Below are 14,134 nucleotides of genomic sequence, written 5' to 3' on the forward strand. Positions count from 1 at the left end.
CGATCAATCCTCCAGAACGGCCTCGGGCGTCAGCGCCCAGCGCGTCAGGGCATGGCGCAACAAGGTCTGTTCGGGCAGGGCGATTCGGCCATCGGCCTTGGCCAGCACCAGCATCGCGCGGCAGGTCAGCTTCCGCAGGGCACGATCGGTGATGCGGTCGAGCAGCAGTTCGGTACGCTCCAGATCGAGCACGCGTACCGCGCCGTCGGTTTCCGGCCCGGCGAGCAAACCATTGCAATGGTCGGCGACCGCCTGTACCAGTGTGTCGCGCGACACGCCAAGAAGTTCGGCGATATGCAGGCGATCGATGGCATCGATCTCACGGCTGGCGAGTTGACCGTCGGCGACCAGGGTCAGCACGACGAGCTGGGTAGCGATCTGTCGAGGGTCAGTCGAAACGGGGCTCATGGAAATCCTCTGCAATGATGGATACGGATGACCGCGCGGACTCAAGCCGGTTGCATCTGTTTCGTTCCGAAACATCCGGGCCGGCGCATTGCAGGCCATCGGCTTTGGCTGCACCATCTCACCCCCACCTCTTCCCTGCGCTCCGGCCCCATGCGTCCCGCCCGTGCCCTGATCGACCTTGCCGCCCTTCGCCATAACTACCAGCTCGCCCGCGCACGGCACGGTGGCCGCGCGCTCGCGGTGGTGAAGGCAAACGCCTACGGGCATGGCGCCGTGCAATGCGCCAGCGCGCTGGCCGGGCTCGCCGACGGTTTCGCCGTCGCCTTCCTTGAGGAAGCACTCGAACTGCGCGCCGCCGGCGTCGCCCACCCCATCCTGCTGCTGGAGGGCGTGTTCGAGGCGAGCGATCTGGCTGACGTGCAGCGCCATGCGCTGTGGACCGTGGTGCACCACGAGGAGCAGCTCCGCATGATCGAGGCGGCAGCGCTGCCCGGCCCGATCAACGTGTGGCTGAAGGTGAACAGCGGCATGAACCGCGCCGGCTTCGTCGGCGATGCGGTGCGCGCTGCCTGGCAGCGCCTGCACGACTGTGGCAAGGTCGCGGCGATCACCCTGATGACGCATTTCGCACGTGCCGACGAGCCGCACGTGATTTCGACCACCGCGCAGATCGAACGCTTCGACGCGACCACGCGCGACCTGCCGGGCGCACGCAGCATGGCGAACTCGGGCGGCGTGCTGGGCTGGCCGGCAGCGCATCGCGACTGGGCGCGCCCCGGCATCCTGCTGTACGGCGCCGACCCGATGCCCGGGGAAGGCAACGGCCTCCAGCCGGTGATGAGCCTGGAGAGCGGGATCATCGCGGTGCGCGAGATCGAGACCGGCGAGCCGCTGGGATACGGCGCGCGCTTCATCGCCGAACGCCCCACGCGCGTCGGCCTGGTGGCGATGGGTTACGCCGACGGCTATCCACGGGTGGTGCCGGACGGCACCCCGGTGGCGGTGGATGGCCTGCGCACGCGACTGATCGGCCGCGTGTCGATGGACATGCTGACGGTCGACCTGACCGACCTGCCCGACGCCGGTCTCGGCAGTCGCGTCGAGCTGTGGGGCAGCAACATCCCGGTGAATCGCATCGCCGAGGCGGCAGGCACCATCGCCTACGAGCTGCTGTGCAACGTCAAGCGCGTGCGCCTCGAGTACGTCGGCTGACCTGCGACCGAAAGCGCGCCGCGGGTAACGCGCGACGCGGAGCCTTCATCCGCGCCCTGGGTGCGCTGCTGTCAGCGCTGCGTATCGATCGACAGTTTCACGCCGGAGGCATCGGCGGCCACGCCGGCGACGCGGCCTTCGAGATCGCCAGGCGACGCGGTGGCATTTCCGCTCTTCGACACCCTCGCCGCGACCACGACGCGTGCGGGAACAGGCGCACCGCCCGTCATCAACTGCACACCGTCGAAGCTGAAATCGCGCGGCAACTCGCTGCCACGCAGGCGCAGCGCCGCCAGCGGCGGGCCGCCACCCTCGCCACGCACGAACACGAACACCGTGTCGTCCGGCGCGAGGCGATCGCGCAGCGCCGGATCGACCTCCACACGCCCCGACACCTTGAGCGCGGACCCCGTCGCCGGCACGGTGGCCGTCGCCGCAGGTTCGGCGGGCAGCATCTCCGCCAGCGGAGGCATACCGGCCTTCGCGCGCGCATCGTTGATGCTCGCGCGCACACCGCGTGCGAGATCCTCACCGGGCGGAATGCGCGCCAGGATCTTCTCCCAGTGGCCTGCGGCTGCGGCGAAATCCTTGCGCTGGTAGGCGGCGGTGCCGGCCAGGGCCAGCGCCTTGGGATGATCAGGGGCGAGCTCCAGCGCCTTGTGCACCAGTTTCTCGGCCTCACCCGCGACCGTGCCTTCCTGCGCGGCGACGACGTCGGCCCAATCGGCATAGACATCCGGCTCACCCGGTGCCAGCTTCGCCAGCCTCGCGTACGTCTCGGCAGCCTTCGGATAATCCTTCAGCACGGTGTAGGAGCGCGCCAGCATCATCCAGCCCTCGGCGTTGTCCGGCTCCTTTTCCAGCCGCGCGGCGAGCTTGCCGACCATGTCGGCAATTTCCGCCTGGGTGAAGCCCTGCTGACGCCCGGCGACCTTCTGCGGGTCCAGCCCATCGGGATTGCCCAGCGCGACATAGGTGGCCGCGGCCAGCACTGGCACCCCCAGCGCCAGCGCCAGTGCCCAGCGCCGCGCCGGAGTCGTTTCGGTCGCCGCCACGGACGCGGTGGAGGCCTCGCCCTCATCCAGGGCGCGGCGCTCGAGTTCCTCCCGCCCCTTGGCGTGTGCAGCGGCATCGATGCGGCCTGCAGCGAGGTCCGCATCCAGTTCGGCGAGCTGCTCGCGCAGCACCTTCAGGGCGATGGCCGCCTGCTCGGGTTCGGCCTCCACCCGGCCACGGTGACGCAGCAGCGGCGGCAGGACCAATAGCAGGGCGCCGGCCACGAGCAGGCCGGCGAAGACGATGAAGGTGATCACGAACGGGACTCCCGGTTTGCGGAGGATGGCGGCGCATCGCCCGGCGCGCCGCCGGCCAGCAGCGCCTGGGCGCGCGCATGCTCGGCTTCACTGAGCGCAGTCAGCGCAGCGGATTCGACCGCACGCCGGCGCACGCGGTAGGCCAGCCAGCCGATGCCGGCCAGCAGCAGCGCCGCAGGCCCGCCCCACAGCAGCAGCGTGATGCCTTTCACCGGCGGCTCGTACAGGACGAAGTCGCCATAGCGTGCGACCAGGTAATCGACCACATCCTGCTTGCTGCGTCCGGCGGCGAGCTGCTCGCGCACCTGGTTGCGCAGATCGAGGGCGAGTGGCGCGTTCGACTCGGCAATCGACTGGTTCTGGCACACCAGGCAGCGCAGCTTGTGCGCCAGTTCCTGAACGTCGGCCTCGAGCCGCGGGTCCGCCGCGACCGTGGGCGCGATCTCCCCCGCAGGTGGCGCATCGACAGCCTGCGCCGGCGCTAGCCACAACATCGCAGCCAGCGCGCCGGCGCGTGCCAGCACGCGCAGGGCACGCGGGTGAAGCAAGATCCGGTCAGCCGGCACGGCGTACCTCCTCGACCTTGGGCAGGATCACCTGCTGCAGGTTTTCCGGCGTGATCGGGCCGATGTGCTTGTAGCGGATCTTGCCGTTGCCATCGATCAGGAAGGTCTCCGGCACGCCATAGACGCCGAAGTCGATGCCGACGCGGCCGTCGATGTCGAGCACCGACAGCATGTAAGGATTGCCGTGCTCGCCCAGCCAGCGCCGCGCGCGCTCCACCGCGAGGCCGGTTTCCGCGTCCAGCGCCATGCCGCGCGCGTCGAGCTGGCCGTCGCCGCGCACTTCCTTGTAGTTCAGGCCGACCACCGGCACCAGGTTGCGGTGTGCCAGATCGACCAGCACCGGATGCTCCTGGCGGCAGGCCACGCACCAGGACGCCCACACATTGAGCAGCCACACCTTGCCGCGCATGTCGGCAAGCGAGAACTGCTGCGCGGGGTCATCCACTCGCGCCAGCGTGAAGGCCGGCGCCGGTTTGTCGATCAATGGCGACGGCACTTCGCGCGGGTTGAGGGTAAGGCCGAAGGCGAGGAAACCCGCCAGGCCGAGGAACAGGAACAGGGGAACGAGAAACTTTGCTTTCATGAAAATTCCGGCTGGCGCGCGCGACGCCGGCTCAGGCTGCCTGCCGCGCCGCGGCGGCCGGCGCGCTGCGCTCGGCCAGCTTGCGGTAGCGGCGGTCGGACGCGGCGAAGATGCCGCCCAGCGCCATCAGCGCGCAGCCCAGCCAGATCCAGCTTATGAAGGGTTTGTAGTACAGGCTGACGATCCAGCTTCCGTCGGGCAGTTGCTCGCCGAGTGACACGTACACATCGCGGAACGGCCCGATGTCGAGGTCGGCCTCGGTCATCGGCATGCCCTGCGCGCGGTAGAGCCGCTTTTCCGGGTGCAGCGTGGCGATCGCGACGCCACTGCGGCTCACGTCCAGGGTGGCACGCGAGGCATCGAAGTTGGGTCCGGCCGCATCCTGCACACCGCGAAAGACGAAGCTGTAGCCGGCAAGCTCGGCGCGCTGGCCCTCGCGCATCTTCACGTCCAGGCTCTGGTTGAGGCTGCCCACCAGCGTCACGCCGATGATGAAGATCCCGATGCCCAGGTGCGCCAGCCACATGCCCCACCAGGCCGAAGGGATGCCGCGCAGGCGCGCCGCGGACGCGGCACCGGGGCGTTCGCCCAGGCGTGCGACGAGCTGCTGCGCGCTGGCGAGCACCACCCAGGCGGCGAGCGCCAGACCGAGCATGGTGCGTGGCGTGGCATGGCCGATGGCGAAGGCGGCACCGACGCCGATGGCGATGCTGGCAACGAAGGCCGGTGCGACGCGGCGCAGCACGGGGCCCAGCGTGTCGCCCTTCCAGCGCAGGAAGGGGCCGAACATCATCAGCACCACCACCGGCGTCATCAGCGGCACGAACACCGCTTCGAAGTACGGCGGACCGACCGAGATCTTGCCCATGCCCAGCGCGTCGAGGAAGAGCGGGTACAAGGTGCCGAGCAGCACCGACGCGGAAGCCACCGACAGCAGCACGTTGTTGCCCAGCAGCGCCGTCTCGCGCGACACGAAGGCGAAGCTGCCGCCGCCCGACAGCCTCGGCGCGCGCCAGGCGTACAGCAGCAGCGACACGCCGATGACGACGACGAGCAGGAACAGGATGAACAGGCCGCGCTTCGGATCGGTGGCGAAGGCATGTACGCTGGTGATCACCCCTGAGCGCACCAGGAAGGTGCCGAGCAGCGACAGCGAGAAGGCGCCGATCGCCAGCAACACCGTCCAGCTCCGGAAGGCGCCGCGCTTCTCGGTGACGGCGAGCGAATGGATCAGCGCGGTGCCGAGCAGCCAGGGCATGAAGGAGGCGTTTTCCACCGGATCCCAGAACCACCAGCCGCCCCAGCCCAGCTCGTAGTAGGCCCAGCCCGAGCCGACGGTGATGCCAGCGGTCAGGAACACCCAGGCCACCGTCGTCCACGGCCGCGACCAGCGCGCCCAGGCGGCATCCATGCGGCCCGACAGCAGCGCGGCGATGGCGAAGGCGAAGGCCACCGAGAAACCCACGTAGCCCATGTAGAGCAGCGGCGGGTGGATGATCATGCCCGGGTCCTGCAGCAGCGGATTCAGGTCGCGCCCTTCAGGCGCGCCCGGCAGCAGGCGCTCGAAAGGGTTGGAGGTGACCAGCAGGAAGGCGAGGAAGCCGACGCTGATGCAGCCCAGCACACCCAGCACGCGGGCGAGGAAGACATCCGGCAGGTGGCGCGAAAACACCGTGACCGCCACCGTCCACAGGGCCAGCACCAGTGCCCACAGCAGCAGCGAGCCCTCGTGGCTGCCCCACACGCCGGTGATGCGGTAGTACAGCGGCGTGGCGGTGTTGGAATGCAGCGCCACGTATTCCACCGAGAAGTCGCTGGTGATGAAGGCCCAGGTCAGGCAGGCGAAGGAGAAGGCGACGAAGAAGAACTGGCCCTGCGCCGCAGGCCGCCCGACCGCCATCAATGCGGCGCGGTTGCGGCTGGCGCCGACCAGCGGCACCACCGCCTGCACCAGCGACAGGACGAAGGCGAGGACGAGGGAGAAATGGCCGAGTTCGGGGATCATGGTTTCACCGTCGCGCCGGCCTTGTGCGCCTGCTCCACCGCGTGGGCGGCCTCGGGCGGCATGTAGTTTTCGTCGTGCTTGGCGAGCACCTCGGAGGCGCGGAAGGTCCCGTCGGCTTCCAGCCGGCCCTGCACCACCGCGCCCTTGCCCTCCTTGAAGAGGTCGGGCAGCGTGCCCTGGTAGGACACGGGTATCGTCTTCGCGGTGTCGGTGACGGCGAAGCGCACCGTCACGCCGTCGGGCTCGCGCTGTACCGAGCCGACTTCCACCAGCCCGCCGATGCGGAAGGTGCGCCCGGTCGGCGCCTTGCCGGCGGCGACCTCGGTCGGCGTGTGGAAGAACACCAGGTTCTGCTGGAACGCGTTCAGCACCAGCGCTACGGCGCCGACCAGCAGCGCGACACCGACGCCGACGAGCACCAGACGTTTGCTACGGGGTTTCATTCGCTTGCGACTCCACGCCGGCACGTGCCGGCCCACTACGAGGGCTGTTACGGGATTGCCCGGGACTCGCCCGGGGACTCTTTGCCGGCGCCAACGCCGCTGCCATTCCTGCCCACGGCCTTGCGCCAGCGCAGCAATCGATTCACGGTGTCCTTCCGACGCTGAAACACGAGCACGAGTTCCAGCGCGACGAGCGCGAAAGTGAGGCCATAGCTGCCCCACACGAAGAAGCCCGCGCCACCCATGTTCCAGAACGCGGACCAGCTTTCCCATTGCATCAGGCGCGCCCTCCCTGACGCAGCGCTTCACGCATCAATTCGGCCCCCACCCATTCGGTGTGACGCTCGCGCTCCAGGATCATCGACCGCACCCGCCACAGCACCACCGCCAGCGTGTAGGCCCAGGCGGCGACGGCCATCACCAGCATGCCCGCGAGCATGGTGGTGGCCATCGACGGTGCCTTGGTGAGGCTGACGGAAGCGCCCTGGTGCAGCGTGTTCCACCATTTGACCGAGAAATAGATCACCGGCACGTTGACCGCACCCACCAGCGCGATGATGGCGCCGGCGCGGTCGGCACGGCGCGGATCCTCGATGGCGCGCGTGAGCGCGATGAAGCCGAGATAGAGGAACAGCAGCAGCGCCTGCGAGGTGAGGCGTGCATCCCACACCCAGTAGGTGCCCCAGGTCGGTTTGCCCCACAGCGCGCCGGTCCACAGCGCGACGACGCAGAACATGGCGCCGGTGGGCGCCAGCGCCTGGCTCATGAGGAAGGACAGGCGGGTGTTCATGACCAGGCCGACGGCGGACCAGAAGGCCATCACCAGGTAGACGAACATCGACATCCACGCTGCCGGCACGTGGATGAAGATGACCCTGTACACCTCGCCCTGGGTGGCGTCGGTGGGCGCGACGAAGAAGCTCAGCCACAGGCCTGCGAGGGTCAGCAATGCGGCGGCACCAGCGAACCACGGGGCGAGGCGGCCTGCCAGGGGGTAGAAGTTCTGCGGGGCGGCGAAGCGCAGGATGCTGGGGCCGCGATCGGGTCTGCTCATCAGGTTCGGTTCAGTCGCACAACATCATTCGGTCGACACGCGCAGCGCCGCCACGCAGGCCCAGGGCGCCAGCGCCAGCGCGCCGGCCAGGCCGCCGCCGAGCAGCAGCAGGTGCGCGGTCGCGCCAGTGCCGGACAATTCCGCCTCGACCGCGCCGGCGCCGAAGATCAGCACCGGCACGAACAGCGGCAGCACCAGCAGCGCCAGCAGCATGCCGCCGCCGCGCAGCCCCAGCGTCAGCGCCGCACCCACCGCGCCGAGCAGCGCGAGGATGGGCGTGCCGAGCACCAAACTTATTACCAGCGCCGGGTAGGCGCCTTGCTCGAGGTCAAGCAGCATCCCCAGCACCGGCGCCACCACCACCACAGGCAGACCGGTGGTGAGCCAGAAGGCGAGCACCTTGGCCGTCACCCACAGTACGGCCGGCTCGCTAGACAGCAGGAGCTGCTCCAGGGTTCCATCGGCGTGGTCCTGCGCGAACAGCCGATGCAGTGACAGCAGGCAGGCCAGCAGCGCAGCGACCCACAGCACGCCGGGGGCGATGGTGCGCAGCAGGTTGGCTTCGGCACCGACGCCAAACGGGAACAGGCAGACGACGATGACGAAGAAGGCCAGCGTCACCAGCACGTCGGCGCGGCCGCGCCAGGCCAGCAGCAGGTCGCGCCGCAGCACGGCGAAGAAAGCACTCAGCATGCGTAGGCCCCGACGTCCAGTACATCGGGTACGCGCGTGAAGGGCGCGTCCTGGTGGGTGGTGAGCATGACCATGCCGCCAGCGTCGCAATGGTCCGACAGCGTCGCCGCAAGCTCGGCCACTGCAGCAACGTCGAGCGCGGTGAAGGGTTCGTCGAGCACCCACAGCGGCCGCCGCGCCGACAGGAACAGCCGCGCCAGACCGACGCGCCGCCGCTGGCCCTGCGACAGCACGCGCGCCGGCAGATCGAGCTGATTCTCGAGGCCGATGCGGGCGAGTGCGGTGACACAGCTCTGCTCGTCCACGTCGTCGCCGGCCGCGGCGCAGGCGAAGCGCAGGTTCTCCAGCGGTGTCAGCAGGTCGTTCAGCGCCGGCGCATGGCCGAGGTAGAGCAGTTCGCGGTGCAGGGCCTCGCGGTCGCTACGGATGCCGACGCTGCGCCAGCGCACCTCACCCGCCTCGGGCAGCGCCAGCCCCGTCACGAGCCGCAGCAGGCTGGTCTTGCCCACGCCGTTGGGCCCCGCCACGCGCAGCAAGCCGCCCGCCTGCAGGCGCAGGGCAAGGCCGCGGAACAGCAGGCGGTCGCCCTTCAGGCAGGCGAGATCGTGGGCTTCGAGCATAGGGCCGTGATTATAGCCGGCCGCGATCGCGACTTCGCCGCAGCGGCGGCGGGATCGCGTCCCTCAAGCCGCGGCGCGCCCGATGTGATCCAGCGCCGGCATGAAGCGCTGGAGTTCGGCGAGCGAACGCCGCACCCCGGGCGGTGACAGCTCGGCATAAGCGGCGAGCGCGTCGGCCGGCAGCGGGCCTGCGACGCGGTCCAGGTCGCTGAAGCGCAAACCCTGGCGGACCAGGTGGGCGATGCAGGTGTGGCGCAGCGCGCCCGGCGTGACCGCGGCCGGGTTATCCAGCCCCGCGTCGTGCGCGGCGCACAGCAGTCTGCGCTGCAGCTCTTCATCCGCGCCCGGCACCAGCACGACGCCGTCGCCCGTGCGCTGAATGGCGGCTTGCAGCCTGCTGAAAAGCGCCGCGGGGACGGGAAGCTCGCGTGCGGCAGCGCCGCCGAGGTGCACGCTGCCGCCAGCCGCGTCCACGTCGGTGGCCGACAGGCTGCGCGCCTCGTCCAGCGTGGCGCCGCACAGCAACAGGCCCGCCCATGCCACGTCGTCCACATGCAGGTTGGCCAGCAATGCAGCCAGCTCCTCCTGGGACAGCTCGCGCTCCAGCGCGGTCGGCGCGGCGAGCCGCGGCGCCCCGGCTGCCGGAATCCGCGGCGCAAGGCCGGCCGCGACGGCCGGCGGAGTGGACTCGCGCCCGACGGCGATCCACGGCTGCGGCACGATCACCGGTGCCATCGAAGGTCGCGGCGGCCGGTTGAACAGCTCGGTGAGCCCCATGGCGAGCAGGGCGAGTCCGACCGCCACGGCAAGGCTGATCCCGGCGTCGCGCGCATAGTCCGGCCGGTAGGCGCGGAGCGGCGCGGTAGCCGCCTCGATGACCTGTACCGAGGGCATGCGCGAGCGCTCGCTGGCCTCGGTGCGCAGCAATCGTTCGGACAGCGTACTGCGGCTGGCCTCGAGTTGCGCCAGCTCTTCCTGCATCGACTTGAAAGTGCTGAAACTGCGCGAGAAGGCATGCACTGCCCCACGGTCGCGCGCGAGCTGCGCCTGCAGGGTCTGCTGCTCCTCGCGTGCGGTGGCGAGTTCCTCCTCGGCCTCGGTGAGCGACACCTGCCCGGCCGTCGCCCGGGTCTCGCCGATCTGGGCCTCGACCTCGGCCAGACGCGAACGCAGCCGACGCGCCTCGGGATCCATGTCCATGAACTGCGGCGTATGCGTGCGCGCGATCTCGCCCAGCGATTCGCGCAACTGCGAAGCACGCGACTCCAGGCCCGCCAGCGTCGGGTTGTCGCGCGCGCGCACCACCGGCTTGCCGGCGGCGATGGATTCGCGCAGGGAACGCACCCGGCCCTCGGCTTTGGCGAGCTTCTCGTTGGCCTGGTTCAGCGAGGCGGCAAGCCCCTTCACCCGCGCCAGCACCTGGTTCTCGTCGCGCTCGCCGGAAACGATGTCATTGGCCTGGCGGAAATCCTCCAGCGCCTTGCGCCTGTCCTCGAGGCGGCGGTTGAGGTCGGACAGTTCCTGTCGCAGCGCATCGATCTCGCCGCCCGAAGCGCTCGCATAGCTGTCGAGCAGACGACTCGAGTAGGCCTCGATCAAGGCATTGAGCACCGCGGCGAGATGCTCGGGATACGGGCCGGTCGCCGCCAGGCTGATGATGTTGCTGTCCGGCACCGGCTCCACGCTGAGCGCCGCCTGCACCGCCTGGGCCGGCTCGACGCCGAATTCGTGCAGCTCGACGCCCTGCCGGCGCAGCGCGGCAAGTGCCGCTTCGATCACCGGCCGGCTCGACAGCACGCCGGCCTCGGCCTGCAGGCTGGCGGACGCGGCGTCGGTCACGGTGGTCGACACCGTCGCCCGCTCACCGGCCGTGCCCGGCAGATCGGCAACGATGCCGGCAGGCTTGACGGCGATGCGTGCCTGGGCGCGGTATTCGGGCGTGCGCAGGAAAGTGTAGGCCAGGCCCAGGAGCAGGACCGGCAGCAGCACCAGAATGAACACGCGCAGCCGCCTGCGGTTGCCGCGTGCGGCGATGTCCTCGGGGCGCTCCGCGTCGACCACGGCTGCGGGTCGGAGCAAGGTCCTGAAGTCCGGCATGGGCAACTCCTCGACGTTTCCCCGCGCTCGCACGCGACGAACACCAGGGAAGGCCCGCGGCCGCACTGCCGGCCTCAGGCTTTCCCCGTATGCGGAGAAGCTTACTGCGCCTTCGGCGGTTGCGGATGCATCACTTCAGGCACCACGCCGCCATGGTCGGCACCGATGTCCTGCGCAATCGGCGGCAACTGGTGGGCGATGCCCTTGTGGCAGTCGATGCAGGTCTGGCCCGCGGCGAGGCCCGTCTGGTGCATCTGGTTGGAGCGACGACCCTGCACCGAGTAATCGAAGTACTCGTAGTTGTGGCAGTTGCGGCACTCCTGCGAGTTGTTCGCCTTCATGCGACGCCACTCGTTCTGCGCCAGGCGGATGCGCTCGGCCTGGAACTTCTCCGGCGTGTTGATGGTGCCCATGACCTTGCCGTAGACCTCCTTCGAAGCCTGGATCTTGCGGATCATCTTGGGCACCCACTCCTTGGGCACGTGGCAGTCCGGGCAGGTCGCGCGCACACCGGTGCGGTTCTGGTAGTGGATGGTGTTGCGGTATTCCTTGAAGACGTTCTCCTCCATCTCGTGGCAGGAAATGCAGAACTTCTCCCTGTTCGTCATTTCCAGGGCCCAGTTGAAGCCGCCCCAGAAGACGATGCCCGCGGCGAACAGGATGGCGATCGCGCTCCAGCCCGCACCGCGGATCTTCTGCATCAGGGTCTTGTTGTTGTCGCTCATGGTTTATCCCCGATCTCGTCGCTGGCCTAGCGCAGCCCTTCCGCGCGCTGGAACTGGTTGCCCACCAGGGGTTTGGCGTCGGTCTGCGGCACGTGACACTGCATGCAGAAGTAGCGCCGCGGCGAGACGTTGGACAGTTCGCCACCGTCGCGGTCCTTGAAGTGCGTCAGGCTGACCTTGGTCGCGCCGGTCTCCTTGTAGCGGCTCCAGGCGTGGCAATCCATGCATTTGTTGAAGTTCTTGGTGACTTCGTAGCCTTCGACCTTGTGCGGGATCAGCGGCGGCTGCTGCACGTAGTCGCGCTGGATCGGCGCCTGATCGGGAATCGGCTTGAAGCCGCCAGGTGCGGCTTCCGGCGCGGAAACATCGCTGCCGCGGATGCTCTTGACGGCCTGCGCACTGGCGGACGGCGGCAGCGCAGCGGCAAGCCCGAGCGCGGCCACGAACGCAAGCACGAGTTTACGGGTGGGTTTTTTCATGACTCGCTCCTGTTGAATCGGGTCGTAATACGGAAAACATCCTTGCCGCAGACATCGACGCAACGGCCGCAACTCGTGCAGTCGCCATCGAGGATCAGCGGATGGTCCTGGCCGACGCCCTTCAGCGCCGGACGGATGACCTGGGGTTCGGGACACACCGCGAAGCAGTCCATGCAGTCGTTGCAGGCCGAACGTCGGTCGGCCGACACGCGCACCAGCGTGACGCGCCCAAGCAAGCCGTAGAAGGCGCCCTGCGGGCACAGGTGTCCGCACCAGCCGCGGGGCGCGATGAGCAGGTCGTACAGGAAAATGCCGCCGACGATGCCCCACGCCAGGCCGAAGCCGAAGATCAGTGCGCGATGCAGCATGGACACCGGGTTGACCCACTCCCAGGCCAGCGAACCGGTCGCCGCTGCCGCCACCAGCACGAAGCCCAGCAGCCAGTAGCGCGTGCTGCCCGCGGGCACCTTGCCGCCCTTCAAGCCCACGCGCCGCCGCAGCCAGGCCGCGGCATCGGTGACCATGTTCACCGGGCACACCCAGGAGCAGAACAGCCGGCCGCCGAACAGCAGGTAGAAGGCCAGCACGATGCCGCCGCCGAGCAGCGCCTCGCGATAGGGCCAGTGACCGGCGGCAAGCTGCTGCGCCAGCAGGAAGGGGTCGGTGAGGGGCAACACACCCAGCGTCAGGCTGGAGGACAGGTTGCCCTTCACGATCCACAGGCCGAACCAGGGGCCGGCCAGGAACAGCGCGAGGATGCCGAGCTGGGACAGGCGGCGCAGCAGCAGCCACTTGTGCGCCCGCAGCCAGCCCTTGGCCGCGATCGCCTCGCGCCCGGGCCTCGCCGCCACGCCGCGCCGCGCCGCACCGCGCACGCTGGTGGGCGGCAGCTTGCGCCCGCCTTCGCCGACGGTGCCCTGGGCGCTCATGGCTTCCATCCGGAATCGACGCCGCCCGGCCGGAACGGAGGCTTGTAGTCGGGAACCGCCCCCTCGCCGGCGGCTGGCCCCTCGCCCGGAGCGACTCGGGTGTCGCCATAGGCCTTGCCTTCCAGGCCGCGCACCGGCAGCTCCACCTGCTTGCCGATGAGCGACTCACCGGCAGCCTTCTTCTCTTCCCAGCCGCGCAGGTAGTGCTCGGCCTTGGAGCCCTGGGCGAGCTTGATCGGCAACACCTTGATCGCCGCCTCGCCCGGCAGCACGCAGGATTTCTCGCACTTGCCGCAGCCGGTGCAGTACTCGGAATGCACCGTCGGCAGCAGCATCGCATGGCGGTCGGAGCGCGGATTGTGGATGCGCTCCAGGGTGATCGCCTTGTCGATCACCGGGCACACGCGGTAGCAGACATCGCAGCGCAAGCCGAGAAAATTGAGGCAGTTCTCCTGGTCGATCAGCACCGCGAGGCCCATCTTCGCCTTGCCGATCTCCTTCAGGCCATGGTCCAGCGCGCCGGTGGGGCAGGCGGCGACGCACGGGATGTCGTCGCACATCTCGCATGCGATCTTGCGCGCCTCGAAATAGGGTGTGCCGGTGGCAACGCCGTCACCCAGCCGGGCCAGCTTCAGGGTGTCGTAGGGGCAGTCGCGCACGCACAGCCCGCAGCGCACGCAGGCGGCAAGGAAATCGGCTTCCGCCAGCGCGCCCGGCGGCCGGATGGCCGTTGCCGGCAGGGCCGACGCCTGGCGCGCATACAGTCCGGCGCCCAGCGCGAGCAGGCCCGCGCCGCCCGCGACACCGGCCGCATCCTTGAGGAAGCGGCGGCGCGAAGACGGCACCGCGCTCGACTGCGCGCTGGCCTGGCTGGATGTGTGGTGGTCGCTCATGATCCCTTCCCGGGCACGGCACAACGTCGCGCTCGCGCCCGTCCGTGGCGGACGGGCCGACGAGGCGGCGTCTTGCCCGGCAGGCGACCGCTCACGCAGCCGCCCGCCTCATGC

General features: G+C 69.4%; 16 protein-coding genes. 1 reads left to right on the forward strand and 15 read right to left on the reverse strand.

The genetic code is table 11. The annotated features are described in order from the left end of the window. Positions 1 to 3 precede the first annotated feature (3 nt). Complete coding sequence (locus GH664_RS05965; RefSeq protein WP_153167132.1) at positions 4 to 408, reverse strand: TerB family tellurite resistance protein; 405 nt, start codon at positions 406 to 408, stop codon at positions 4 to 6. A 150-nt stretch (positions 409 to 558) separates the two neighbouring features. Between GH664_RS05965 and alr the strand changes: the two genes are divergently transcribed. Then, positions 559 to 1,620 carry an alanine racemase gene (alr, locus tag GH664_RS05970; RefSeq protein ID WP_153167133.1) on the forward strand — a complete coding sequence of 354 codons (1,062 nt, stop codon included), beginning with the start codon at positions 559 to 561 and terminating at the stop codon, positions 1,618 to 1,620. Positions 1,621 to 1,691: 71 nt separating this feature from the next. On the opposite strand, the gene ccmI is transcribed toward alr, so the two are convergent. The 14 genes from ccmI to napG all read right to left on the reverse strand — a co-directional run bounded on the left by ccmI (position 1,692) and on the right by napG (position 14,020). Next, on the reverse strand, positions 1,692 to 2,933 hold the full coding sequence (gene ccmI, locus GH664_RS05975; protein ID WP_153167134.1) for a c-type cytochrome biogenesis protein CcmI: 1,242 nt from the start codon (positions 2,931 to 2,933) through the stop codon (positions 1,692 to 1,694). Continuing rightward, positions 2,930 to 3,427 (reverse strand): cytochrome c-type biogenesis protein, encoded by a 498-nt coding sequence (locus tag GH664_RS05980; RefSeq protein WP_153167182.1) that lies wholly within the window; start codon positions 3,425 to 3,427, stop codon positions 2,930 to 2,932. The genes ccmI and GH664_RS05980 overlap by 4 nt, the downstream gene beginning before the upstream one ends. Before the next feature lie 61 nt (positions 3,428 to 3,488). After that, positions 3,489 to 4,082, reverse strand: a complete 594-nt coding sequence (locus GH664_RS05985; RefSeq protein WP_153167135.1) for a DsbE family thiol:disulfide interchange protein — start codon at positions 4,080 to 4,082, stop codon at positions 3,489 to 3,491. 31 nt (positions 4,083 to 4,113) lie between these two features. Then, positions 4,114 to 6,087 carry a heme lyase CcmF/NrfE family subunit gene (locus GH664_RS05990; RefSeq protein ID WP_153167136.1) on the reverse strand — a complete coding sequence of 658 codons (1,974 nt, stop codon included), beginning with the start codon at positions 6,085 to 6,087 and terminating at the stop codon, positions 4,114 to 4,116. Further along, positions 6,084 to 6,530, reverse strand: a complete 447-nt coding sequence (gene ccmE, locus GH664_RS05995; protein ID WP_153167137.1) for a cytochrome c maturation protein CcmE — start codon at positions 6,528 to 6,530, stop codon at positions 6,084 to 6,086. The genes GH664_RS05990 and ccmE overlap by 4 nt, the downstream gene beginning before the upstream one ends. Before the next feature lie 47 nt (positions 6,531 to 6,577). After that, on the reverse strand, positions 6,578 to 6,808 hold the full coding sequence (ccmD, locus tag GH664_RS06000; RefSeq protein ID WP_153167138.1) for a heme exporter protein CcmD: 231 nt from the start codon (positions 6,806 to 6,808) through the stop codon (positions 6,578 to 6,580). Continuing rightward, positions 6,808 to 7,584 (reverse strand): heme ABC transporter permease CcmC, encoded by a 777-nt coding sequence (ccmC, locus tag GH664_RS06005; RefSeq protein ID WP_153167139.1) that lies wholly within the window; start codon positions 7,582 to 7,584, stop codon positions 6,808 to 6,810. The genes ccmD and ccmC overlap by 1 nt, the downstream gene beginning before the upstream one ends. 24 nt (positions 7,585 to 7,608) lie before the next feature. Next, positions 7,609 to 8,277: a heme exporter protein CcmB gene (ccmB, locus tag GH664_RS06010; RefSeq protein ID WP_153167140.1), complete on the reverse strand. Its 669-nt coding sequence runs from the start codon at positions 8,275 to 8,277 to the stop codon at positions 7,609 to 7,611. Then, positions 8,271 to 8,897 carry a cytochrome c biogenesis heme-transporting ATPase CcmA gene (gene ccmA, locus GH664_RS06015; RefSeq protein ID WP_153167141.1) on the reverse strand — a complete coding sequence of 209 codons (627 nt, stop codon included), beginning with the start codon at positions 8,895 to 8,897 and terminating at the stop codon, positions 8,271 to 8,273. Before ccmA ends, ccmB begins: the two co-directional genes overlap by 7 nt. Positions 8,898 to 8,960: 63 nt before the next feature. Beyond that, the gene (locus tag GH664_RS06020; RefSeq protein WP_153167142.1) at positions 8,961 to 10,994 is read right to left on the reverse strand and encodes a Wzz/FepE/Etk N-terminal domain-containing protein; all 2,034 of its coding nucleotides are present in this window, start codon (positions 10,992 to 10,994) and stop codon (positions 8,961 to 8,963) included. A 101-nt stretch (positions 10,995 to 11,095) separates the two neighbouring features. After that, complete coding sequence (locus tag GH664_RS06025) at positions 11,096 to 11,719, reverse strand: NapC/NirT family cytochrome c (protein WP_153167143.1); 624 nt, start codon at positions 11,717 to 11,719, stop codon at positions 11,096 to 11,098. A 26-nt stretch (positions 11,720 to 11,745) separates the two neighbouring features. After that, positions 11,746 to 12,198, reverse strand: coding sequence for a nitrate reductase cytochrome c-type subunit (locus GH664_RS06030; protein ID WP_153167144.1), 453 nt, complete (start codon positions 12,196 to 12,198; stop codon positions 11,746 to 11,748). Beyond that, on the reverse strand, positions 12,195 to 13,127 hold the full coding sequence (gene napH, locus GH664_RS06035; protein ID WP_153167145.1) for a quinol dehydrogenase ferredoxin subunit NapH: 933 nt from the start codon (positions 13,125 to 13,127) through the stop codon (positions 12,195 to 12,197). The genes GH664_RS06030 and napH overlap by 4 nt, the downstream gene beginning before the upstream one ends. After that, entirely contained in the window at positions 13,124 to 14,020 is an 897-nt protein-coding gene (gene napG / locus GH664_RS06040) for a ferredoxin-type protein NapG (RefSeq protein WP_153167146.1), read from the reverse strand. Before napG ends, napH begins: the two co-directional genes overlap by 4 nt. Positions 14,021 to 14,134 lie beyond the last annotated feature (114 nt).

Origin of the sequence: Thauera sp. 2A1 (assembly GCF_009469595.2) — a bacterium.
GTDB lineage: Bacteria > Pseudomonadota > Gammaproteobacteria > Burkholderiales > Rhodocyclaceae > Thauera.